The sequence below is a fragment of the Parundibacterium terreum genome (genome assembly GCF_014636315.1).
Taxonomy (GTDB): domain Bacteria; phylum Pseudomonadota; class Gammaproteobacteria; order Burkholderiales; family Burkholderiaceae_D; genus Undibacterium; species Undibacterium terreum.
The window spans coordinates 879,473-902,341 of the sequence record NZ_BMED01000001.1; the positions used below are offsets into that span (position 1 = coordinate 879,473).

General features: G+C 55.8%; 24 protein-coding genes. 10 read left to right on the forward strand and 14 right to left on the reverse strand.

From position 1 onward, the window contains the following. Window positions 1-96: 96 nt before the first annotated feature. On the reverse strand, window positions 97-1,074 hold the full coding sequence (locus IEW12_RS04060; RefSeq protein WP_188564678.1) for a LysR family transcriptional regulator: 978 nt from the start codon (window positions 1,072-1,074) through the stop codon (window positions 97-99). A 132-nt stretch (window positions 1,075-1,206) separates the two neighbouring features. Here IEW12_RS04060 and IEW12_RS04065 point away from each other — a divergent pair, with 132 nt between their 5' ends. Continuing rightward, on the forward strand, window positions 1,207-2,052 hold the full coding sequence (locus IEW12_RS04065) for a sterol desaturase family protein (protein ID WP_188564679.1): 846 nt from the start codon (window positions 1,207-1,209) through the stop codon (window positions 2,050-2,052). 46 nt (window positions 2,053-2,098) lie between these two features. Here the strand turns inward: IEW12_RS04065 and IEW12_RS04070 are convergent, their stop codons facing one another. Further along, window positions 2,099-2,902, reverse strand: coding sequence for a MipA/OmpV family protein (locus tag IEW12_RS04070; protein WP_188564680.1), 804 nt, complete (start codon window positions 2,900-2,902; stop codon window positions 2,099-2,101). A gap of 263 nt (window positions 2,903-3,165) precedes the next feature. On the opposite strand from IEW12_RS04070, the gene IEW12_RS04075 reads away from it, so the two are divergent. From IEW12_RS04075 to IEW12_RS04085, 3 genes are read left to right on the forward strand one after another with little or no spacing between them, the layout of a single operon-like run. Then, window positions 3,166-3,996: an alpha/beta hydrolase gene (locus tag IEW12_RS04075; RefSeq protein ID WP_188564681.1), complete on the forward strand. Its 831-nt coding sequence runs from the start codon at window positions 3,166-3,168 to the stop codon at window positions 3,994-3,996. A gap of 32 nt (window positions 3,997-4,028) precedes the next feature. Beyond that, window positions 4,029-4,274: an acyl carrier protein gene (locus tag IEW12_RS04080; protein WP_188564682.1), complete on the forward strand. Its 246-nt coding sequence runs from the start codon at window positions 4,029-4,031 to the stop codon at window positions 4,272-4,274. Further along, the gene (locus IEW12_RS04085; RefSeq protein ID WP_188564683.1) at window positions 4,271-5,521 is read left to right on the forward strand and encodes a beta-ketoacyl-[acyl-carrier-protein] synthase family protein; all 1,251 of its coding nucleotides are present in this window, start codon (window positions 4,271-4,273) and stop codon (window positions 5,519-5,521) included. The genes IEW12_RS04080 and IEW12_RS04085 overlap by 4 nt, the downstream gene beginning before the upstream one ends. A 103-nt stretch (window positions 5,522-5,624) precedes the next feature. Here IEW12_RS04085 and IEW12_RS04090 read toward each other — a convergent pair whose 3' ends face one another. Further along, complete coding sequence (locus tag IEW12_RS04090) at window positions 5,625-6,128, reverse strand: DUF4124 domain-containing protein (RefSeq protein ID WP_188564684.1); 504 nt, start codon at window positions 6,126-6,128, stop codon at window positions 5,625-5,627. Between the two features lie 119 nt (window positions 6,129-6,247). Then, window positions 6,248-6,604 (reverse strand): DUF4345 domain-containing protein, encoded by a 357-nt coding sequence (locus tag IEW12_RS04095; RefSeq protein WP_229750906.1) that lies wholly within the window; start codon window positions 6,602-6,604, stop codon window positions 6,248-6,250. Between the two features lie 286 nt (window positions 6,605-6,890). On the opposite strand from IEW12_RS04095, the gene IEW12_RS04100 reads away from it, so the two are divergent. Continuing rightward, complete coding sequence (locus IEW12_RS04100) at window positions 6,891-7,301, forward strand: rhodanese-like domain-containing protein (RefSeq protein WP_188564685.1); 411 nt, start codon at window positions 6,891-6,893, stop codon at window positions 7,299-7,301. Window positions 7,302-7,447: 146 nt separating this feature from the next. Here IEW12_RS04100 and IEW12_RS04105 read toward each other — a convergent pair whose 3' ends face one another. The 4 genes from IEW12_RS04105 to IEW12_RS04120 all read right to left on the reverse strand — a co-directional run bounded on the left by IEW12_RS04105 (window position 7,448) and on the right by IEW12_RS04120 (window position 9,568). Beyond that, window positions 7,448-8,161, reverse strand: a complete 714-nt coding sequence (locus tag IEW12_RS04105; protein WP_188564686.1) for a CPBP family intramembrane glutamic endopeptidase — start codon at window positions 8,159-8,161, stop codon at window positions 7,448-7,450. 318 nt (window positions 8,162-8,479) lie between these two features. Then, window positions 8,480-8,809: a hypothetical protein gene (locus tag IEW12_RS04110; RefSeq protein WP_188564687.1), complete on the reverse strand. Its 330-nt coding sequence runs from the start codon at window positions 8,807-8,809 to the stop codon at window positions 8,480-8,482. 22 nt (window positions 8,810-8,831) lie between these two features. Continuing rightward, on the reverse strand, window positions 8,832-9,056 hold the full coding sequence (locus IEW12_RS04115; protein ID WP_188564688.1) for a hypothetical protein: 225 nt from the start codon (window positions 9,054-9,056) through the stop codon (window positions 8,832-8,834). Between the two features lie 236 nt (window positions 9,057-9,292). Further along, entirely contained in the window at window positions 9,293-9,568 is a 276-nt protein-coding gene (locus tag IEW12_RS04120; protein ID WP_188564689.1) for a hypothetical protein, read from the reverse strand. A gap of 446 nt (window positions 9,569-10,014) precedes the next feature. Here IEW12_RS04120 and IEW12_RS04125 point away from each other — a divergent pair, with 446 nt between their 5' ends. Next, window positions 10,015-10,344, forward strand: a complete 330-nt coding sequence (locus IEW12_RS04125; protein WP_188564690.1) for a DUF6794 domain-containing protein — start codon at window positions 10,015-10,017, stop codon at window positions 10,342-10,344. A 24-nt stretch (window positions 10,345-10,368) separates the two neighbouring features. On the opposite strand, the gene IEW12_RS04130 is transcribed toward IEW12_RS04125, so the two are convergent. From IEW12_RS04130 to IEW12_RS04140, 3 genes are all read right to left on the reverse strand, one after another. Then, on the reverse strand, window positions 10,369-10,707 hold the full coding sequence (locus tag IEW12_RS04130) for a DUF805 domain-containing protein (protein ID WP_188564691.1): 339 nt from the start codon (window positions 10,705-10,707) through the stop codon (window positions 10,369-10,371). Window positions 10,708-10,737: 30 nt separating this feature from the next. Next, window positions 10,738-11,121, reverse strand: coding sequence for a DUF805 domain-containing protein (locus tag IEW12_RS04135; RefSeq protein ID WP_188564692.1), 384 nt, complete (start codon window positions 11,119-11,121; stop codon window positions 10,738-10,740). A gap of 146 nt (window positions 11,122-11,267) precedes the next feature. After that, on the reverse strand, window positions 11,268-12,083 hold the full coding sequence (locus tag IEW12_RS04140) for a PaaX family transcriptional regulator C-terminal domain-containing protein (RefSeq protein WP_188564693.1): 816 nt from the start codon (window positions 12,081-12,083) through the stop codon (window positions 11,268-11,270). A 169-nt stretch (window positions 12,084-12,252) separates the two neighbouring features. On the opposite strand from IEW12_RS04140, the gene IEW12_RS04145 reads away from it, so the two are divergent. Next, complete coding sequence (locus IEW12_RS04145) at window positions 12,253-13,029, forward strand: crotonase/enoyl-CoA hydratase family protein (protein WP_188564694.1); 777 nt, start codon at window positions 12,253-12,255, stop codon at window positions 13,027-13,029. A 21-nt stretch (window positions 13,030-13,050) separates the two neighbouring features. Beyond that, entirely contained in the window at window positions 13,051-14,589 is a 1,539-nt protein-coding gene (locus IEW12_RS04150; protein WP_229750907.1) for a class I adenylate-forming enzyme family protein, read from the forward strand. A 141-nt stretch (window positions 14,590-14,730) separates the two neighbouring features. On the opposite strand, the gene IEW12_RS04155 is transcribed toward IEW12_RS04150, so the two are convergent. Together IEW12_RS04155 and IEW12_RS04160 are read right to left on the reverse strand one after the other, a co-directional pair. Continuing rightward, window positions 14,731-15,330: a hypothetical protein gene (locus tag IEW12_RS04155; RefSeq protein ID WP_188564695.1), complete on the reverse strand. Its 600-nt coding sequence runs from the start codon at window positions 15,328-15,330 to the stop codon at window positions 14,731-14,733. 408 nt (window positions 15,331-15,738) lie between these two features. After that, window positions 15,739-15,903, reverse strand: coding sequence for a hypothetical protein (locus IEW12_RS04160; RefSeq protein ID WP_188564696.1), 165 nt, complete (start codon window positions 15,901-15,903; stop codon window positions 15,739-15,741). Between IEW12_RS04160 and IEW12_RS04165 the strand changes: the two genes are divergently transcribed. After that, window positions 15,896-18,700 carry a M16 family metallopeptidase gene (locus IEW12_RS04165; RefSeq protein WP_188564697.1) on the forward strand — a complete coding sequence of 935 codons (2,805 nt, stop codon included), beginning with the start codon at window positions 15,896-15,898 and terminating at the stop codon, window positions 18,698-18,700. The two genes, IEW12_RS04160 and IEW12_RS04165, sit on opposite strands and share 8 nt — an antisense overlap. Window positions 18,701-18,992: 292 nt before the next feature. Then, window positions 18,993-21,965: a hypothetical protein gene (locus tag IEW12_RS04170; protein WP_188564698.1), complete on the forward strand. Its 2,973-nt coding sequence runs from the start codon at window positions 18,993-18,995 to the stop codon at window positions 21,963-21,965. Window positions 21,966-22,095: 130 nt separating this feature from the next. On the opposite strand, the gene IEW12_RS04175 is transcribed toward IEW12_RS04170, so the two are convergent. After that, window positions 22,096-22,725 (reverse strand): MlaC/ttg2D family ABC transporter substrate-binding protein, encoded by a 630-nt coding sequence (locus tag IEW12_RS04175; RefSeq protein WP_188564699.1) that lies wholly within the window; start codon window positions 22,723-22,725, stop codon window positions 22,096-22,098. Window positions 22,726-22,869: the final 144 nt, after the last annotated feature.

Below are 22,869 nucleotides of genomic sequence, written 5' to 3' on the forward strand. Positions count from 1 at the left end.
AATCAAGCCCCAACGGGGCACCATGTACAGTCTTATGCAAATTACCTGAATTGCGCGTGGCCACTAACTGCATCACCACGCATCACCCGAGACTTGTCATTCTACCGCTGAATTATTCTTGTGCAGCACCCAGCCTTTTTTTCCTGGCTTTGTGGCCGGCGCAAATTGCTCGGAAAGTTGCTCTGCGTAGGCCTGCATGCGCTGCACCAGCCATGCAGCCGAAGGAGACAAGCTGCGCCCGGCCAAGGTAACCACCCCCATCTCCGCAAACAAGGCAGGCTGCCCGGGCCACTCCAGTGCCACCAGCGTACCGGCCTCCAGCTCCGCACTGACTGCGGTATAAGTGGACAACAAGACTCCATCGCTGTGCAAAGCCACGTACCTCAGCATATTGGGGTTATCGCACACTAGGCTCAGCGCAAGATCATCCGCCGACGGCAATTCCAGGTAGCGCGCCAGCTCTATCCGGACAGCAGCCGGCAAGCGCACCGAAGCCAGCGGGTAGGCCAGTACCTCGCCGGGATGCTGCAAGCCGGCAGACAACAGTGGATGCCCGGCCCGGCAAAAGAAACCGCCATACTGGCGCGCCAGCTTCTGTATTGCAATCTTGCGGTTATCTCCAATGCTGCGCACTTCACCGATAAAAAACTCTATCTGCTCATCTTCCAGATGCTGTACCAGGTATTCCCAGTTATTGGTTTCCACTTCCACCCGCAAGCCGGGATGATCACGCATCAGTTCCGCCAGGATGGGCGGCAGGAAGGTTGCTCCAGGAAAAGGCCCCGCCCCCAGCTTCACGTCGCCAAGCTCATATTGCTGCATCTGCAGCACTTCGTATTGCAGATTGCCGGCATCCAGCAACAGCTTGCGCGCGCGTTTTTCCACCTGACGGCCTATGGCTGTCAAGGCGACGCCATGCAAGTCACGGTCAAACAGCCTACCGCCCAGCTCTTCTTCCAGCGTCTGTATGCTGCGGCTGAGCGCAGACTGGGTGAGGTGCACTTTCCTGGCTGCCCTGGCAAAGTTCAATTCCTCCGCCAGCACCACCATATGACGCAATTTCCGCAAATCCATGTCATCCCTTGCAGCCTGAATAAGTCACCAATGAGTAAAAATCATCGTATTCACAATAATAATGCATTGGACAGCTTAAGCAATCAAGAGAAGAATGAGCCGAAACCATAAGAACCACCACGGAGACCAAAGATGAATCCTGTGCAAACCATATTGATTACGGCGATTTTTGTCGGCTTCGGCCTGGCGGAGGTCATATCCGGCCGCTATAAGCGCCTGAGCATCGCGCGTGACGACTGGAAAGTGGAGTCGGTGATGCTGCTGCTTTTGCTGGTATTGATACAGCCGGGCATTTTCCTGGGCATCAACTGGCTGGGCCTGCGTTATGCCCCGCAATGGCAAGGGGCATTGGCCTTTTTACCGGCCTGGGGCATGTTCCTGGTATTGCTGGTGGCGGACGATATGACGCAATACTGGTGGCACCGCATCTCGCATTCTCCGTTGCTGTGGCCGCTGCACCGCGCCCATCATTCCGCCGGCTATATGAGCGTACGTGTGGTGTATAGAAACAATTTCTTTTACTACGCAATGATGCCCGGCTTGTGGATATCCGCCGTGCTGATTTACATGGGTTTCGGCAATGTGTATATCGTCTATGTCGTGCTGAAGATGCTGGTCATCATAGGCGCGCATAGTGCGGTGCGTTGGGACGAGCCGCTGTACAAGATACGCGCGCTGCATCCGTTGATGTGGGTAGTGGAACGCACCATTTCCACGCCGGCCACGCACTATGCGCATCACGCCATCACCAATGAAGACGGCATAGGCCACTACAAGGGCAATTTCGGCAATTTTCTGTTTCTGTGGGATGTACTGTTCGGCACCGCGCTGATCACGCGCCGCTACCCTTCCGTCGTCGGCTTGCAGGACGATATCAGCTACGGCAAGGAGGCCTGGTCGGCTGAGGTATTTTTCCCGGTGTTTAAATCAACGCGTTCACACTCTGCGCTGGGCAAAGAAAGAATTATTGTGGAGTAAGGCACACGGTAAGGGGCAAGCGAAATGCCCCCCTCGCAAGACTGCCTTAGTGGAAACGGTAACTCACCGCCAGCACGCCAGAATCAACAGAATGGCGCCCCACCAGCGGGCTGCGGCTGATTTCGCTATCCAGCCAGGTCCTGCGCAAATTGGCATTCACATACCAGTTGCCACCCACATTCATCTCGATAAACAACGCAGCGAATGGATTAGTGGCTCCTCTCGGTGCATAGGCAGCGACGCCGGTGCCAGCCGCCTCCACTGCACTGGTACCGTAGAAATAGCGCGTGTACGCCGCTGATTGATATTCCAGCCCCAACTGCGGGTAAAACGCGAAGCGTCCGCTATCGATTTCCGCTGCATACATCAGGTTCAACAGGTTGCCCTTGGATTTATTCACGTCACGGTAGACATTGAAAAAGATCGCCCCCACCGGCGTTACCTGCAGCGTGCCAAGACCCAATGGCAAAGAGTCGCTACGCCGCCCCAGCCTGCCCTTCCCTGCGACAAGCGGCGTATAACCGTCATCGGAATAACGCGCCGCCAATTCCAGGTTACCGTAGGCAACAGGGAACGTCTTCACGCCGAAGGTGTCTATACGTGCAAACACCGGTCCGGCATCAAAATTGGCATAGGGTATGGCGGTCTTGTCATGCGACTTGCCGTTGCCGACAACAGCGGGAGCGCTGAAGCCCACGCCTATGTCACCCGCCAACCAGGAAGTACTGGCGGCAGCGTTGGCATTGTTAGCATTATTGCCGGCGTCGCCTTCTGCGGCATGGCTGGATATAGCCAGTAAGCCAAGGCAAAGCGTGAAGCAATTGGCAAGTGTTGAAGTTTTAAGTCGCATCTGGAGTCGGGTAAATTGTTATTCTTTGTTACGGCAAGCAATAAGAACGGCGATTGTAGCCTAAGATAGCCCCTGAAAGTTGTTAGTTTCACTACTTTTAGCTTGTGGCAGACTTGCATTCAGACTACACTCCGGGTTAATGCGATAAAGCATTTTTTTGTATAGAATAGCCGACCAATTAAAAAAACGAATGATGGTCGGGCGCCTGCTACAACTGGTCATACGACCAATAATGACGGCGTGAACGAAGAAGGATTAAGGGAATGAAGACTATAGAATTGCCTGGCGGACCGCATGCGGTTTTGGCGCTGCATGGCTTGCTGGGCAATCCACTGGAAATGCAGTTTGTCGGCAAGAAGCTGCAACGCGCCGGTTACACGGTCGTCATTCCGCTGATCCCGGGTTATGGCTACTCCAGCGGACAGAGCCAATCTTACCGCACTACCCGCAGCGAAGATTGGTACGCTGAAGTCCTGCGCATTTTCGACGAACTCAAGAAGACCCATGAGACGGTATCCGTCACCGGCCTGTGCATAGGCGCGGTACTGGGTCTGCGCCTGGCGATGGACCGTGGCGACGAGATTGCCGCGCTGTCGCTGCTGGCGACCACGCTGGCCTATGACGGCTGGAGCATCCCCAAATACAGCTTCCTGCTGCCACTGGCCTATTACACGCCGGCACGCTATCTGTATTCCTATCAGGAGCGTTACCCTTACGGCCTGAAGAATGAAAACCTTCGCGCCTGGATTGCCAGGGAGATGAAGGTAACCAGCTCCTCTGCAGCCGGTGCATCGAAGTTATCGGCAGAAGGCATCTTCCAGGCCCACCGGCTAATCAAGCAAGTGCGGCGCGGGCTGGAGAAAGTACGTACGCCTGCGCTGATCATCCATGCGGAAGAAGACGACGTCGCTACGCCGAAAAGCGCCGACCTGGTCGAACAACGCATTTCTTCCGTGGTAAAGAAAAAGATCATCCTGCATGACAGCTACCACATCATTACCCTGGACAACGAGAAAGAAAAAGTCGCGGCCGAAACTGTCGATTTCTTCTATCAACATACTCAGGCACTGGCTCCCGGCTTGAAATCCGCTTAGCCCTTTTTTCTTTATTATTGTTAGTTAAACTCATGACTTCTTTTCCCGTTGTTGCCAAATTACTGGCCAAAAGCCTCGATATCTCCATCGACACCATTCAGCCTGAAACCAAACTGGAAGCGCTGGGCGCAGACTCCCTGTCCGTGATTGAACTGATCTTCGATCTGGAAGATGAATTCGGCGTCAAACTCGGCGATGAACGCCCTGACCTGTCCACCGTGCAAGACATTGCCGACTATATAGACCGCTACGTAAGTCCAAAAGACGTCGCTGTATGACATTGGAACGCGTTGTCATTACCGGCCTGGGCGCAGTGTCTGCGCTCGGCTGCGGTGCCGACACCAATTTTGAGCAAGCACTGGAAGGCCATTCCGGAATCGATTTCCTGACGCTGCCGTCTGAACGCCAGCGGCCGGCCACGGTTGCGGCACAGATCAGGTTTCCTTTGCCGGATCTGATCAAACGGGCGGAACTGCCCTTGTTTGACCGCTTTGCCCAATTGGGCTGGACTGCAGCGCACGAAGCCTTGCAGCAATCCGGACTGTCCACAGGTACTGATACCGGCCTGCTGGAAAATAGCGGCGTGTTCTGGGGCACCGGCATGGGCGGTGCAGGCACGCTGGAAGCCGGCTATGTGGACCTGTTTGTCGAGGGCAAGGACCGCGTCCGCCCTATGTCCATCGTCGCCAGCATGAACAATGCCGCAGCGGCGCAAATTGCAATGCGCTGCGGCTTTGGCGGTACCGTCAATAACTACAGCAGCGCCTGCGTCTCTTCCGCGCAAGCCATAGGCGAAGCCTACCGCCACATCCGCCACGGCTATGCCGAGCGCGTATTGGCCGGCGGTTCGGAAGCACTGCTCACGTATGGCGTCGTCAGCGCCTGGGACGCCTTGCGCGTACTGGCACCTGCGGATGCAGAACATCCGGAACGCTCGTGCCGTCCCTTTTCCGGCAACCGCAGCGGACTGGTGCTGGGTGAAGGCGGCGCGGCTGTGATGCTGGAATCGCTGTCATCAGCCAAGTCACGCGGTGCCACTATCCTGGCGGAACTAGTAGGCTACGGCACCAGCAACGACGCCGTGCATATCACCAAGCCGGATCCTGCCGGCCAGGGCCGTGCGATGCGCATGGCTTTGGCAGACGCAAAACTCTCCGCTACCGGCATAGACTACATCAATGCCCACGGCGCAGGCACACCCGCCGGCGATCTGGCGGAGACCGAATCGATCAAGCAGGTATTTGGCGACAGCGCACACAAACTGATGGTCAGCTCCACCAAATCCATGCACGGCCACACGCTGGGTGCGGCAGGCGCGCTGGAGTTTGTGATGACGGTGCAAACGCTGCGCAACAAGGCTGTACCGCCAACGGCCTTCCTGGATCATGCCGACCCGGCATGCGACCTTGACTACGTGCCGCTGCATGCGCGCCGCAATCAAGAGATCCGCGCAGCGATGTCCAATTCCTTTGCCTTCGGCGGCAGCAATGTGGCACTGATCGTGCAGGGTTTTACGGAAGACTAAGCCGGCCGGCATTTGCTGACCGAAATCAGCGGACTAAAATACGAAGGGCGCAATGTTTAAACATTGCGCCCTTTTCAGTTGGTAACTGCCCTTGTCATTGACCTTAACGTGCAGCCGCCCTGTTGAATGCCTCGTCCCGCTCCCTCGCCCTGCGCTCTGCCACGGCCTGTTGCTGCTGACTCTTGGTGAGCGGCGTATTTTCGCTCCTGATTCTGGCAATCACATTGGGGTTGCTACAATGCACGCCGCGATTGGCTTCGCAGGCGGCAATAATATTTTTGTCGCTCTGCTTTTTTTGATTTGCCATCGCATCGCGCGAGTATGCCGGGTTCCAGCTACCTCGCTGGGCGCTTTCTTTCGCATTACGTTCCAACTGGCGCTGCTTGAATTCCTGATTTTCCTTTTCCCAGTCCCTCTCTACCGGAGGTGAATCGCTAGGCGCAGGGGTCTCGATTTTGGTCAACTGCTGCGACTTGACGGATTTGGCGCACGGCGCTCCTGAGTAGGAAACCGTACCGCTTTGATCTGTACATTTGTAGACCTGCGCAAAAGCCAGGCCAGGCAAAAAGACCAATGGGACAAACAAGAAACGGTAAGGCCTGCGCATAGTCGGTCCTGTAAAAAATTAGAGCGAAGGATGAATCCTCCGTCCGCCAATTCTATCACCGCGAGTTTGCCCTCCGCTACATTTCTATACTGAACGCCCCAGATACTGCGCCAGCGCAATCACAATAGGCAGCACCAGTTCGGGCAGCAGATAGGCAGCCACACAGCAGCAGGCTTAGGCAGGCCTACTTTGCTGATGGACAGTAGGCGTCCCAGTCCGCCCAAAAAAATACCCAGAGCCAGCAGATAAATCAGAAATCCCTGCTGACGTACGGTAAAAGCCGCCCACAGGCAAATGATCCCGGTGGCCAGATAGACGCCTGCCATAAAGCGATGTACGTTATCAAGACGGGGCGAGGTATCGGGCTGGCCCAGGTACATTTGCAGCGAGCCGCCGAAGATGGCGATCGCCGCCACCAGAAACAAACAAATTTGTACAGTGGCCTGGCTAACGGTGAGGGGAATTTCTGGTGGCATGATTCGTCTTTCTGAGGAAAGGAGCCTGCTTCTTGTTCCGATAAAACCATTTCATGCCAGCCGATGCCATTTGCTAAGGCTCACACTGATAAGGAAGCATGACATGAACTTAAGCAAAATACAATTTTAGGCGGAATCGGGCTTTTTACGAAGCATATTGCGCAAGACAGTTGGGCAAGACAGGATGCGTGGCGCGATGTTGCCGTACATTGTCGTTCACGCCACTTCAATTTGCGGCCCGTCTTTCCGATAATGGAAGCTCTTCAACAGGAAAAGGAAGCATGCCATGTCGTTCGTTACCGCCATCTCTGCCGCTGATAGTGCCGCCGCTTTAGCCCATTTTGAATCACTGATGACTTTTGAAACCGATTGCTGGGATGTGCATGATGCGCTGTCGAATGCGCCGCACGATTTTGTGTTGCTGGACGTACGCAGCACTGCGATGTATGAGAAAGGCCACATCAACGGTGCAGTGAGTCTGCCGCATGGCAAGATCATCGCGTCCAAGCTGGCGCACTATCCTGCAGATACCCTGTTTGTTACGTATTGCGCCGGGCCACACTGCAATGGCGCGATGCGCGGTGCGATAAGGCTGGCAAAACTGGGGAGGCCGGTAAAAACCATGCCGGGCGGAGTTACCGGCTGGCTGGATGAGGGCTTTCGCCTCGAAGCCGGTGCAGGCACCGAGGCTGCCTGAGATAAGCGTATCTGGATACAAGGCGCGCACGGCGCGCGCCTCAAATGCAAGTCCCCTGCTGCAAGGATGCGTGAACCGGCAATTTCGCGCTTGATAAGCGGCGCAATTTTCGCTCAGTGCCTACTCAGTGCCTACTCAGTGCCCACTCAGTGCCCATTAAATACGAAAGGCACGATATCGGCAAGAATATGCGCAAACACCGCCGGCCATAAACGCCCAGTGCGGAAATAAAAAATGCCGACGATGAGGCCGTACACGGCCACCGACAAGACGCCGACCGGCCCTTGATACAGGTGGTAGGACAGCCTTACAAGAACGCTGATGCCGACAGCAAAAGACGGGTTACTCAGCGTGAAGCCTTGCTGCAGATAACCCAGCAGAAACAACTCCTCATACAGGCCGTTTACCATCGCCACTGCAATAATATAGGCGAGCGATGGAGAAGACTCCGCCATGATCTGGGCAATTGGCTGCGCGGGCTGGCCGGTAGCAAATGCAGCGGCGATAAAACCGCTGCCCACTGTCGCAATCAGATACAGCACTCCTCCTGCCACACATCCCTTCCAGTCGGGCACAGGCCACAACTTGGCCAAAGAGTAGCCTCGCATGTTTAGTACCAGTAAGGCCAATGCACCAAGCGCCAGTTCGATGATGATAGTCCACATGAAGGAGTCGTCGGAAAACCCGCTGACGCTACCGGAGTTTACCCCGATGGAGTCGGCTGCCATGCTGAACGCAGCGAGGGAGTCGGCGATGAACCACCCAAAGCAGAGCGCAACTATGCCGAAGGCTTCCAAAGGTGTAGCGGATACGGCTTGAGTTTGCTTCATCAGATAGGCGTAGGCAAAATTAGCGTTCACCCGCTACCCAGCCGGCAGGCAGGTCCAGGCAACCCAGTCAAAATAAGGATTTGCCACTATAGCAAGATGTTGCTCACGAGGCACGTTTTTTCATGGGCTTGTTGCAATACCGCCAAGGCGGGTGCCTGGTTTCATCTGATAGGTAATTGCCTTTGGAAATCAATGCCGTTTAGGAAGGCATACAGGCATATAAGGAACGGGATGCCGGTTAAAGCCTAGACGAGCATGCCTGTGAGGAAGAGGCAGAAAGTATGAGGTTTGGTGGGCGAGGCGCAGGGCAGGAGCTACGCTGAACTCATCAGGTATGAGCCCCAAAAATTACTGCACAATAGTGGGCCGCACCAGCCTTTTGTCTGGCGGAAAAGGGTCACAGTCATTTTTCTTGCTGACGTCCGGCGTCAACGAAGGAGAAAAACAGGCTTTCTGCTTATTCACCCGAGATTGGATACGGCTCTTGTTTCCATTGGCAGGACTAAGTGCCTGGTTGCTCAACACCTGATTGGGTGGCTTGGGCAACTTCGCCGCATTGTCATTGTGCAGCGGATCAATCACCGGAGATGGCACGGCATTGCTTGCTGGCGTCTGCGCCTGCGTGGCGCCGAACATCATCATGCAACCCAGTGTAAAGAAAAATCGCGGAGTATACATATAGGCTCCCTTGGTTGGTCATCTATTTCTTACCTCTGTTTGCTATCTCATTTTGCGATGCCTGTTTTTCAGACTTGCTGAAGAAACGATCGTCAAGGCCATCATTGGCAGCCCGAGCAGCGTCACTGCGCTGATCGCCTTTATGGCTTTGCTGCTCGCTTTTCAAATGCTGTTCATGCAAATCTTCGGCCGCAGTGGTTTGCTTGCCGTCTTGTTTTTCATTTTTCATTTCAGATTGCTTGTTCATGGTGATCTCCTTTATCTCTCAGACTTAGGTGGATTGGTTGGACGAACCTGCTCTATCGCATCCGGTGCCTTGCCGCCCTGGTTGAGCAGCGAAACCGGGATATGCCATCAATACATGGTGCAACAAGAAAGAATCGCAGCCTATCGGAACAGTCCTATAAGCTTGTGGGAGAGCGGACCATTCACATTCCTGACGGCATCGCAATAGAGTGTGCGTAGTGTGTCTAGCGTGTGGACTTACCCCGCACTTTGCCCATCCTGCGTGCCGGCTTTCGGCAAGCCGACCTCACCCTGTTTGATGCAAGAGTGCCCGTGATCTATTCCAGCCTGCATCGCCTCTTCGCTGGTATCGAATACCGTTCTCAGCTTGTGCCGTATCGCTGGCACCAGCTCACGCGCATGATCTATCTTTCTTTCAAACAGCACAGAAACTTCCCATAGCCCGTCTTCACGCCCGCTCACCATGGGAGTAAACAAGTAGGCGTCGTCTTCAAAGAAAATAAATTTAGACATATCCAGCTCTCAGTTCTGCAACAGATCAGTTCAACACAGCATATCTTTTACCAGTGTGCATGATCGTCGATATGAGATACGCCGTCGGTTCGCTAGCACGCTTACTCGTTCCTACTACGACAGATAGAAAGATTGCTGTAAAGCCCTTAATTTCCGTCAGCCAATGCGCCAGTGGCACGGTTTTCCGGGCAAACGCCAGACTTCATCTATTCCTACAAAATGATGAACTGCCATCCTACACAGGTCGAAAAATGCCGGTGCTAGCATTAGCGACGAGACAATATTTATCGCTGCTGGACACTGCCGGACCAAAAACGCAAATCCAGCTCACAACAATCAACGAGGCGTCCCCCGCAGCCGATCTTCATATCAGGCGCATTTGAGCTGGGTGCTTCCACTTTCCAGGTAGCATGATTATGTACGCATTAAGAATGATTGCAGAGAAGATGTCGGCACTGATCCCCTCGGATTCGCCACCAAAATCCAAAAAACTCTCGGGCACCCTTCCGCGGTCGCAGTGGCCGGAAACGGTGGGAGAAACGGTGGAAGACTTGCTATCGCGCTTGTCGCCGCAAGACAAGGAAATGATCAGGGCAACCCGTAGGGAAGACCTGATCCTGTTCCGGCGCGGACTGGGCCGCAGCATCAGCAAGCACTATGGATTAAATCAGGGAAACAGAAGATTGTTCATGGCAGCCTGCGGCAGGCGCTGTAATCCCGCCGATGCCGCGTTCAGGATTATTGAGTCTTTGTGGCTGAGGCTGCGCGGCAACTAAGGCGACACTGTCCAAGCAGAATTTTCACACTTCTGCAGGGGCACTGGCAGTAAAGCGATTCGGCTCTACCGGATCCTGCACACACCAGACAACCATGATGATGAAGCCAATCAGCGGAATCAATTCTATCAACTGCCACCAGCCGCTGCGGTTGGTGTCATGCAGGCGTCTGGTAGCAACTGCGAGGGATGGCAACAGGACGGCAATCGCAAACAGGTTGGCCAGTCTTTCGTCAACAATGCTTGCAGCAGCAGAAGCGAGGAACACAAAGAGCATCCACCACCAGTATTCAGATTTGGATGCCCTGCCATTGAAGTCGGCGTACTTGGTGAAGCAAGTGTTAATAGATTGATCGAAGTTCACTGTCGTTCCCTATCCGTATTAATTGTTTTATTAGGCCGCCTGCGGTTCAGGCTCCTGCTTTGGATCGCCGCCGTATTTATTGTCCGCCGCATTGCCATTGCTTGCCAGAAAGACGATGAATATAATCGCACCGATAAAAGGTATCAGGCAGATCAGTATCCACCAGCCGCTGCGGCCAGTGTCGTGCAGGCGACGTACCGTCACAGCCAGACCGGGTATCAGCGTTGCGAGCCCATATAATCCGCCCAGCAAGCCGACACCGGAATGTGCACTGTAGGTGCCGGTAATCTTGTCGATAATCAGCAACACAATACTGGCGATGAGACTGAACAGAAAGAACATCCAGTATTCCTTGCGTCTTGCCCTGCCGGTGAACTCTGCATACTTTTTTAATACGGCGAGATACCAATTCATGTTTTGCTCTTTTTAGTGGTTGATCGGATTTCGGCAGATGCGCCTGCTACCACCTTGGCCATTGCATAGTGTAAGTAGAGGATGGCAAATTGTCTATGCAAATTACCATCAAAATTCACGATGAGAATATCAATGACCGGCGCTGCTCACGCCAGCGCCAGGAAAGCATTCCAGTATCGGCGCGCCTGCACCTGATAGTCGCGCATTGCCGCGGTCAGTTCATGCCGCTCCTGCGAGGGCATCATCTCCGCCGGCAATAGCGGATCGAGGATGATATGGCGTATCACCTCACGCCCAACCAGCAAGGATTCGCGCGCAGCCTGGCCGTCAGACAGCCGTGCCAGGCCCTTGCTGCTACGCGCGATCAGTTCCAGCAAGGCGCGGTACAGCAAACGCATTTCAGCGGCATCCCACAGGCTGCGGACGATGTCACCTTCCTTTGCTTCCAGCTGGGCAATTTCAAACAGCAGTGCGCTTTCCATCAAGCCTAGCGCCTGCATTTCCGTCCTGACGCTCTCCAGTCCCCCTTTCAGGTTATCCGGCCTGACGTACAGATACTTGCGTAGCGGGCGGAATCCGCGCAGCGCCATCGCTTTTTCATGGCGACGCCAGGCGGTCTTGTCGGCAAGCGCCAGCGCATCCACATGGATACCCAGCCACTGCCCTTTCCATGCGCGCGCGCGGTTTTCCTTGTGCAGCCAGTCGTCCACATCGCGAAACAGCGTATTACCGCCGGGATTGAGCTGGTAATTGCCGCGGCCCGTCTTGCTGATTTTTTCTTGCTGCACCAGCCGTGTCAGCGCCACCCGCATGCCCTGGCTGCTGATGCCGAACAATTCTGCAGCCTTGCACAGCGACTGCACCGGCAACTGGTGTCCGGTGTGCGCGGACAGCAAATCCAGCACAACATCGCTGCTGCTGGGGATTTCAAGCTGGTCGAGTGTGATTTTTTTTATTTTCAAGGCGCATCCAATCTTCAGTTGGTGCAAGCATGCCCTTAGCCGGGCTAAATTTCAATAGGGGAAATCCGCCGCCAACAATCAAATATTACCAATATTGTTCGATATTGATATTTAATGTAATATAAATCCAAATTCCTCGCGGTATATCGTCCATCTTAAGGAGCAGGCCATGCAGTTTATTGAGACTCACATTGACGGGCCGGTATACACGATCGTCATCAATCGCCCGCAAAAGCGCAATGCCGTAGACAAACAGGTAGCAGCAGAACTGCGGCAGGCTTTTTTGCAACTGGAATCCGACGATGCCTTGCGTGTGGGCGTGCTGTGCGGCGCAGGCGGCACCTTCTGCGCCGGGGCAGACCTGAGCGCCGTCGGCGACCCGCAGCGCTCCAACGAGGTAGAACCTGACGGCGGCGGCATGGGCCCAATGGGGCCTACCCGCATGGCGCTGAAAAAACCGCTGGTTGCCGCCATCAACGGCCATGCCGTCGCCGGCGGGCTGGAACTGGCCTTGCTGGCCGACATGCGGGTAGCGGATGAAGATGCCATCCTCGGCGTATTCTGCCGCCGCTGGGGTGTACCCTTGATAGATGGCGGCACCATACGCCTGCCGCGCATCGTCGGCATGGGGCGGGCGCTGGACATGATCTTGACTGGCAGGCCGGTGGGCGCGGCAGAGGCGCTAGGCATGGGGCTGGTGAACCGCGTTGTGTCCCAGGGTGGAGCCCGCGCAGCCGCAGAACAACTGGCGCGCGAAATCGCCGTCTTCCCGCAGCAATGCATGCTGGCCGACCGTGAATCCGCCTATCGCCAGTGGGACTTGCCTCTTCACCAGGCCCTGCAACAGGAAGGCAAGTATGGCGCACGTATTGTGCTGGAAGAAGGTGTCGCCGGTGCGGCACGTTTTGTCAGCGGTGCGGGCAGGCACGGAAGCTTCAACAAATAAAACAATAATCACAAGCCAATCATGGACGGAGACAATATGGGACCGACTTATCTTGATCTGATACGCCAGGGCGCACTCACCTACAAGGACAGGATAGCCCTGGTCTTCGCCGAGCAGCAATTGAGCTTTGCGCAGGTGGATGCACTCAGCAGCCAGTTGGCGCACGCCTTGGCCCAATTGGGAGCAGCTCCCGGCACCCGCGTTGCACTGCTGGTCAATAATGGCCTGTATAGCGTACCCATTGACTTTGCCTGCGTCAAAGCGGGCATCAACCGGGTACCGCTCAATGCCCGCCTGTCGCTGGACGAGCATATCCGCATGCTGGGCGACATAGGCTGCACGATGCTGGTCTTCGGTGCCGACCTGGCAGAGCGCGCTGCTGCCTTGCAGGCGGCAATACCGGCCCTGCAATGTCACGGCCTCGGCGCCAAAGCCGGCGGCGGCGCAGACTTGCTGGAGCTGGCAACTAAACAACCAGAAACCGGACCGAATATCCAGGTGCAAGCCAGCGATGTGGTCATCACGCTGTACACCTCCGGCACTACCGGCACGCTGAAGGCTGCCCAGCACACGCAGGCATCGTACGCCGGTATCTGCCGCAATGTGCTGCTGAACATGATCGCCGTCACGCAGGATGACGTGATGCTGCATGCCGCATCGCTGGTCCACGCCAGCGGCGTATTTGTATTGCCGTTCTGGCTGCGCGGCGCCAAGACAGTGATACTGCCCGGCTTTGAACCCGCCGCCTACCTGTGCGCGCTGACCGAGCACCGCATCACAGCGATTAACCTGGTGCCTACCATGCTGCAAATGCTGCTGGATGCGCCGGGCTTTGCCTCCACTGATGTATCAGCATTGCGCCAGGTAATCTACGGCGCTTCGCCGATGCCGCGCGCCGTCATCAACAAGGCGATGCAACACTGGGGACAGCATCGCTTCTGGCAATATTACGGCCAGACCGAGGTGCCATTGTGTATCGCCGTGCTGCGGCCGGAAGACCATACCGAAGAATTTCTTGGCGCCTGCGGACGCCCCGCGCTGGACGTGGAAATACGCCTGCTCGACAGCGAAGGCAAGGAAGCTGCGCCCGGCACTCCCGGCGAAATCGTCGTGCGTGCGCCTTCAGCCGTGGCGGGCTATTACAACGCAGCGGAGCTGAATGCAGAAACCTTTACCAGCGACGGCTGGGTGCATACACGCGACATCGGCGTCTTTGACAGCCGCGGCTACCTGCACATCAAGGACCGCACCTCCGACATGATCATCACCGGTGGCTATAACGTCTACCCGCGCGAAGTGGAAGACGCGCTCAGCCTGCACCCGGCAGTCAAGGAATGCGCGGTGGTCGGCACGCCGGATGAAAAATGGGTAGAGATTGTCACCGCTGTTGTGGTCCTGCGCGAAGGGCATGCCGCCGATGAAGCCGAGCTGAGCGACTGGGTGGCAAAAAGCCTGGCATCGTACAAGAAGCCAAAGCGCGTGCTGTTCGCAGCGGATATACCAAAGACGGCAGTAGGCAAGCTGAATCGCAAGCAGTTGCGGGACAAGCTGAGGACTTAGAGATGTCCGTCTGATTTCAGCTTTTCAAAAACCTCCCGATGCCGGTTGTGAAAAAAATCCGCGCATCGGGAAAGAGCCAGCTAACAAGCCGCCAAGCCAAATAGCGCGGCGGCTTTAGCAGGGACGCGGAAAACCGAAGCTTTACTCAATATTAACCGCGCGCACGGACAAGGGACGGACAGCCCACGCCGCGCTAGCCCACAGGATGAGTCCGGCACCGAGGCAGCCAAGCGGGCTGGACGGTCCTGCCGCAGTGGCGAATGGGTAAGCAACTGCGACCAGCATCAAGGCCGCGCCAGTCAGGTAATGCGGAAGATTGTTGAATACCTGCGCAAGCGGCAGGAAATGCAGGCCGACGATGAAAATCGCCGCGGGAATGACCCAGGCCGATAAGCCCATATTGATCAGCACATTGCTGGAAATGAAGATCAGTATCCACTGCCCCGCATTGACGAAATTGAAGATGCGCGATGCGCGTTTGCGTTCCGGCGTTTCCGACTCAGCGGCCAGCGCTGCACGATTTTTCCTGTATTGCAGCCAGGCGAACAGAAATAAACCCAGGGACACAGTGGCGATCAGGGCCAGCGGCACAGCTTGCACGCCAAATGTGGCATTGCTCCACAAGACCAGCCAGGCGCCGCCAAAAATGGAAAAAAACATGGCGCCGACTGCGCGGCCGGCGCGAGCGGCAGAAAGGGATGAAGCAGGCGAATCCATTGATGCGGACGAAGCAGTATGCATGAAACACTTCCGATGAAGAGCGGCCAACCTATGCGGCCCGATGGTAAGACCGAATCTAGTCTGGAGCAAGCAGGCACCATTGCCTATATTGCAATATACGGAGTGTAAGGAGAGTCTTGGTTTTTGTCCATTGGATGATGGCAGAATGCAACAAGCTCTCAGGCTTACATAAATGGTAGCAGGCGACTTCGGCTGAGACGAATAGACCAAGTACGATACCTCGGCACCACCTCGCCTTCGTCTTGCGATTGGTAATTTTCATTGCAGGGAAACTTTTGTACTCGCTCTCAGGTCCTAAGCTCCTAGCGGATATGCAAACGAAGCTAGGGCAATTTCCAGGAAATTTTGTCGCACACCACCCACTCGGTAACGGGTGTTTACTCTGAAAAATCTAGCTCGACATATCCCCTACGCAATATTTTCATCTGCTACAATTAATAATATAACAATGCAGATAAGCGCCGTTCCTTTAACAACCATATTGACGGCTCTTTCCGCCATTTGTTGTTCGTTATTGTTGATTGACTTGTATTCCCATCCATGCAGCACCTTCAGGAGTAAGAGTATGACCATGTTTGTCCGGCGTAATACCATTCTGGCGGCATCCCTCGCCTTGATCTCTTTTGGCGCAGTCGCCCAAGACGCGGCCCCTGCCAAAGAAAAACCAGCCGCCACCGCGGCCAAACCGTCCGGCAAGATGGACATTGCCATTCCCGATATTCCTTACACCAAGTTCGTGCTGAAAAACGGACTGACAGTGCTGGTGCATGAAGACCACAAGACGCCTGTCGTAGCTGTCAATACCTGGTATCACGTCGGTTCCAAGAACGAAAAACCCGGCAAGACTGGCTTTGCGCATTTGTTTGAGCATCTGATGTTCAGCGGCAGCGACAACTTCAACCATACCTACATCAATGCAATGGAGCGCATAGGCGCGACCAACCTGAACGGCACCACCAACAACGACCGCACCAATTATTTTGAAAACGTGCCGACCTCGATGCTGGATTACACGCTGTTTGCCGAGAGCGACCGCATGGGCCACCTGCTGGGCGTGCTGGATCAGAAGAAGCTGGACCTGCAGCGCGGCGTGGTACAAAACGAAAAACGCCAGGGCGAGAATCAACCCTATGGCGTGGCGGAACAACTGCTGGTGGAAAATACCTATCCGGTAGGCCACCCGTATTCCTGGACCGTGATCGGCTCCATGAAGGATCTGGACGCCGCCTCGATGGAAGACGTGCGCGACTGGTTCAAGACCAACTACGGCCCCAACAATGTCACCCTGGTGCTGGCCGGCGACATCACGCCGGAAGTGGCACGCCAGAAGGTAGAGAAATACTACGGTGATATCCCTGCCGGCCCACCGCTGGCCAAGCATGAAACCTGGATTGCAAAACGTACCGGAACCCACCGCGGCACCGTGCAAGACCGTGTACCGCAAGCACGCCTGTACCGCGTATGGAATACGCCTGGCGCCTACACCAGGGACCAGGCTTTGCTGGACCTGGCCGCGCATATCCTCGGCGGCGGAAAAACCTCGCGCCTGTATAAGCGCCTGGTCTATCAAGACCAGATTGCCACCAGCGCCACGGCCGGCAGCGACGGCAATGAAATCGGCGGCCAGTTTGACCTGACGCTGACAGCACGCCCTGGCGGCGATCTGGGCAAGGTAGAGAAAACAGCCGACCAGGAACTGCAAAAATTCCTGAAAGGCGGCGTCAGCGAGCAAGAGCTGCAACTGGCGCAGACAGCCATACTCTCCCGCTATGTGCGCATCGTGGAACGCATCGGCGGCTTTGGCGGCAAGAGCGACCTGCTCGCTTCCTGCACGACTTACACCGGCAATCCCGATTGCTACAAGGATTACCTGAAGTGGATCAAGGAAGCCAAGCCGGCTGACATCAAGAAAGTGGCCAACGAGTGGCTGAGCGACGGCGACTATGTGTTATCCGTAACACCTTACCCAACCACGCTGACAGCCGATGCCAAGCAGGACCGCAGCAAGGAACCTCCTCTGGGCCAACCGGAATCGCTGAACCTGCCGCCTATGCAAAAGGCAACCCTGTCCAATGGCCTGAAAGTGGTTCTGGCAGAGCGCCATACTGCGCCCGTGGTCAACTTCTCCATGATCGTGGATAGCGGTTATGCATCTGACTCGGCAAACCTGCCGGGCCTGGCCAGCCTTTCTTCCCGCATGCTGGAAGAAGGCACGCCGACACGCGGCTCGCTCAAAATCAGCGAAGACCTGGAAGCACTGGGCGCCAATTTCAACGCCAGCACCAATCTTGACAGCGCCATCGTCAACCTGAACGTGCTGAAGGCAACCATGCCTAAGGGTTTGGATATCTACTCTGATATCCTGCTGCACCCGGCCTTCCCGGAAAAAGATTTCGAACGTCTGAAAAAAGACCGCCTGGCTGCCATCCAGCGCGAGAAATCCACACCGCAATTGATGGCGCTGCGCGTGATACCAGAACTGCTGTATGGCCAAGGCCATGCTTATTCCGTGCCTTTCACCGGTTCCGGCAACGAGGTGGCTGTCAACAAGATGAAGCGTGAAGACCTGGTGAAATACCATAGCACCTGGTACAAACCCAATAACGCCACATTGCTGATCGTCGGCGATACCACTATGGCGGAGATCACACCTTTGCTGGAAAAATCTTTCGGCGGCTGGAAGGCAGGCGACGTGCCGAAGAAAAATGTGGCCGAAGTCAAACAACCGGAAAAAACCGTGGTCTACCTGATAGACAGGCCGGGCGCTCTGCAAAGCATCATCGCAGGCACCCAGTTGGCGCCTACGCTCAGCAATCCCGATGCTGTCCCACTGCAAATCGTGAACAACATCTTCGGCGGCACCTTCAGCTCGCGCATCAACATGAACCTGCGTGAAGACAAGCACTGGTCTTATGGCGTATCGGCCAGGATGTATCCTGCCGCCAGCCAGCGCCCTTACCTCAGCTTCTCGCCGGTGCAAACCGACAAGACCAAGGAATCGCTGCAGGAACTGGTGAAGGAATATGCAAATGTAACCGGCGCCAAACCGATTACGGCTGAAGAGCTGAAAGATGCGCAAACCAACGAAACCCTGGGCTTGCCGGGCTCGTTTGAAACTGCGGGCCAGCTGAGCGGTGCTTACTCGCAAATCCTGCAATATAAGCTGCCGGAAAATTACTACAACACCTTTACAAAAACGGTGCTGTCGGTAACGCCGGAGCGTGCCAATGCGCTGGCCGCACAATACATCCTGCCGAAGCAACTGATCTGGGTTGTGGTGGGTGACATGAGCAAGGTAGAAGCCGGCATCCGCGAGCTGAACCTGGGCGAAGTGCGCAAGATCGACGCAGATGGAAAGCCTGTGAAATAACGAGCAGCAGCACAAGCAGCCTGGGCTGCCTTAGTTACTTAAGCTGGTCCAAACAAAATCCCCGCAGGAGAAATTCTGCGGGGATTTTTTGCCTTCTAGACACAATTCGCTCAACTTATGCGCTTTGTTATGCCCCCAAGAAACGGTAATTTCTGAGCGGAAAGGCGAATTGAATTTTTTGTGTAGTTTTGTGTAGTTCAATCAGATAAGCGATATCGAAATTAGCAAAAAACCAATACAATGCAGCGGGTACTGACCCCCGATAGCAAGGCCCTCTCTGAAGGAGCAAGGCATGAGCACGCTGAACATTTCTTGGTTGAAAAATACGCTGGCCAACCAGGGACAAGAATTATCACTGCTGGCGGCACTGTTGAAGGCGATGAAAGCCTTGAAGGATGATCCCGCCACGCCGTCGCAAGAGTGGTTTGAAGTACTCAATCTGCTGGTCAAGGCACTGGATAGCGGCCAAAAGCCGGGCGCCGCTATCAGCGATGGCGACTGGGCCATATTGCAGGCAGAGTGGGCCTCCTTGCGCGCTGCTTTGGGCGATCAGCTTCCTACGGCGCTGAGGCCACTGACCCTCAAACTGTCGGAACTGGCAATCGCGACGATTCCTCCGTCAAAGGCAGTGGGCCTGCTGTCTTATCCGCTGGTCTCGGCGACCACCGCCAATACAGGAGCAGCCACGCTCGCCGGCCTGGGCTTTCAGACCTCCATAGCGGCCAACGGCCAGGCGATCGCTTCAGTAGAATCGGATAGCAGGGCACCAGACTGGGCAAGCAAGATCGGCTATGTGAACCCGGATGCAGAGTGCTTCTTCCGCATCGGCCTGCAAGGCGGCTTGGGTGCCAGCGCCGGAGTCACAGCAAGTCCGGCATGGGGTAGTATAGGTATTTCGGCCAGCGCACAGGGTGCAGCCTTCCTCGACCATTGCTTCAATTATCCTTCCAGCCGCTATGTCGCGCAGGCCCTGCTAAACAGCCTGGAAATTCTGCCTGCCCCCGGCAAACTCTCCAGCATGCTGGAAACCTGCCAGGGCGATGATTTTGCTATTGCCAGCCTGGATGTTTCCGGCACACTCAGCCTGAAAGGCAATATCTCTGCCGGCAAGGTGCTGGCGACTTCCTTTGCCAGCCCTACTTCCGCCGCCGGCTCCATCACTGCCTCGGTCGGCCTCAGTGCATCATTGGCTGTGAGCTGGGCACTGAATGGCGACTACCATTTGACCGTACGTAAAACCGGAAAATTTGCCACTGCCAGGCTGGAACGGAAAATCAGCAAAACCTCAGGCACGACGATCGATCTTTCTGCGCAGCTCAGCATTACAGGTCTGCAGGCCGCGCTGGACCCTGTGCTGGCCCAGGTCTTTCCATCGGCCCAGCCTCTGATTGCACGCCTGGGAAAGCTGTCCGATCTGCACGGTCTGGCACGGGATACACTGGTGCAGCAACTGGGCCTTGCGGGCAACAGCGAATGGGACCAGATCGCGCAGGCATTGGTGGATATTGGCACCGGCGGCGGCAAGACAGCTATCGCCTCGCTGGCAACAGCGATCCAGGCTGAACTGGATGGTTTCGCCAATCGCTATCTGGACCAGGGCAGCGCCGAGATACAAAAAACCTCCACTGCCCTGATCACGCTCATTACCGGCAAGCTGGAAGCGGCGGATATCAAGAATGCCAATTTTTCGCAAGAGATACTGGCCAAGCTGCAAGCATTGAGCACGCGTGTAGACGATGCCGTCAAGGAGCTTGCCAATCGCATCCATACCGCCGATGCGTCCGCCGCAACGCAGATCGCACAGGCGCTGAATATTCCCGCCACCGGCATCGCCAACTTTGTCACCCAGTTGCAAGGCATCATTACCCCGGCTACCAGCGCCGTCGGTAAATGGCTGGCCTCCTATGAAGCCGCCAGGACGCGCATTGCGCAGACCGTCGCCAAGATAGAAAGCTCCAAGCTGGGCCTCGCGCTGGCCTATAGCAGCGAGCAGCAGAATGATTCTGCCGTGCTGCTGGAGGTCGCTTTCAAACAGGACACCCCTGCCTCGCAAGCCTTGTATCAGGCATTCTGGCTGGGCCAGCTTGACCGCTACCCGCAACTGCTGGAAGCCTGCAAGAGCAATGGCAGCGCAGAAGAAATCCAAAGCATCTTCAGCCAGACCCAGCAACGCAAGATCAGTTATGGATTTGAACTCAATTTCTTTGGCCTGCTGACGGCGGCAGCGAGCACCACCGAGCTGGACAAGGTCTCCGTCAGCAGCGACGGCCAGGGCCGCATCCTGGCGGCCAGCGATTCGGTCAGCCTGGCCAGCGCCGTCAGCCTGAACACGGCAAGCAGCGAAGCCTCGCTGAGCCTGAATCTGGAAATGCTGGCGATACCGGATTCCCCTCCCCCTTTCAATGCAGAATTCAAGGCCAGCGGCGACAACATCAGCCAGGACAATGTCCACCAATTCTTCCGGCTCATCGAAGATGTGGGCGCCATGACGAGCGGCATAGGCGCACGTGTAGAAAATTTCCTGTTTGCTGGCCCCTCAGGTACCGCAGCCCGCGTAGCGCAGACCCAGATAGATGGTACCTGCCTGCTGGACCTGGGCCAGTGGAACAGGCTGCTGCAATCCTCGCCGGATGCCGTCTACCAAGCCACTCACCAGTCCTGCATGAAGGCGCTGACCTCGGCCGTGCGCACCGGTGCAGAGCGCGGAGGTACAGATGGCTCGCCCGCACAATGGCTGGCAGAATGGCTGACCTACACCGGCTGGACAGAACAGAAATTCTGGGTGCAGGCATCGGCATCCCCCAGCGGCAAGGCCTGGTCCGACACGGTGCTGGGCAGCCCGGCCAGCGACCAGGATCCGTTCCCGATCAGCGACCCGCTCACGCCAAGAGCCGAGCGCGCTTCACTGCGGCGGCTGTGGGAAATAGAAAAAATCAGCGGCGGCGCCAGGAGCGCCTGGGGCGCCGTACAGGCAGAGGCAGCCTTCCTGGCGCAGTTGCCGGCAATGATACCGGCGGCACCGGATAGCCAAGTCACGATCATACGCAACCGGCTCTCCCTGTTATCAGCCTCCATACGGCAAGGCTTTGCGGTCGCGTTCCGCTATGACATCCCGGATCTGCAGCAGCCTATCAAGGTGAGCTGGCGCTTCCTGGGCCTCAGCCTGGCGCTGGCGCAGCTTGCGTCACCGGATGAGCCGTTGAAATTTATTGCAAAACTGGAAGCCGATGAGCAAGGGCAAAAAATAGGCAAGCTGTTTGTCTGAATACGGCAGAGCCGGTTCTCTTTAGCAGCCCACCAAAGAAAAATCCCCGCCTGGTCATTCCGGCGGGGATTTTTTTGATCTTATTGCTGCGATACAGACGCGATTAAAATCGACTCACGTCACACCTGGATCAGCTTGCTCCGTTTGCCAGCGTCTTGTTCTTGTCTGCCAGTGTCTTGATCAGGCCAGCCATGCCGCCTTTGGCGATTTCGCTTTCAAAATTGCCTTTGTAGGTTTCTACCAGCCATGCACCCAGGATGCTGATGTCATAGATTTTCCAGCCGCTGTCCACTTTTTCCATGCGGTAGTTCAGGCGCACGGTATCGCCGCGCGGCTGTACGACCTGGGAGCGCACTTCCACGCCATCGGTAGCACCGGCATCACCGCGCAGAGGGCTGAAAGTGATTTTCTGATCTTTCACTGAAGAGATCACGCCTGAATAGGTGTATACCAGCAAGGTACGGAATTCCTTGGTTAACTGCGCCTGCTGTTCAGGTGTCGCATCGCGCCAGGCCGGCCCTGCCGCCAGCGAAGTCATGCGTCCAAAGTCGATGTAAGGCAGGATCTTTTCTTCTACCAGCGACAGCACTTTTTTCTTGTTGCCGGCCTGGATGTCTTTGTCTGCCTTGGCAGTATCAAGCACATCGGTGCTGATGCGCTTGATCAGCGCATCCGGCGCTTCCTGCGCGGAAGCAATATTAACAAAACCGGCAATACCGGCAGCAAGCGCAAAAGCGAAGATGGTTTTAAGGATTTTCATAGTACTCCAATCGTTCAGGCAAATATTCAGGGGATTGCGCTCTATTGCCATCAGGCGCCAATTCCGGTTGCAACCGGATCTTTTCGACAACCCATAGTACGCCAGGAGTACGGATTTTTCGCAAAAAATGGAGTAACTTTTTGT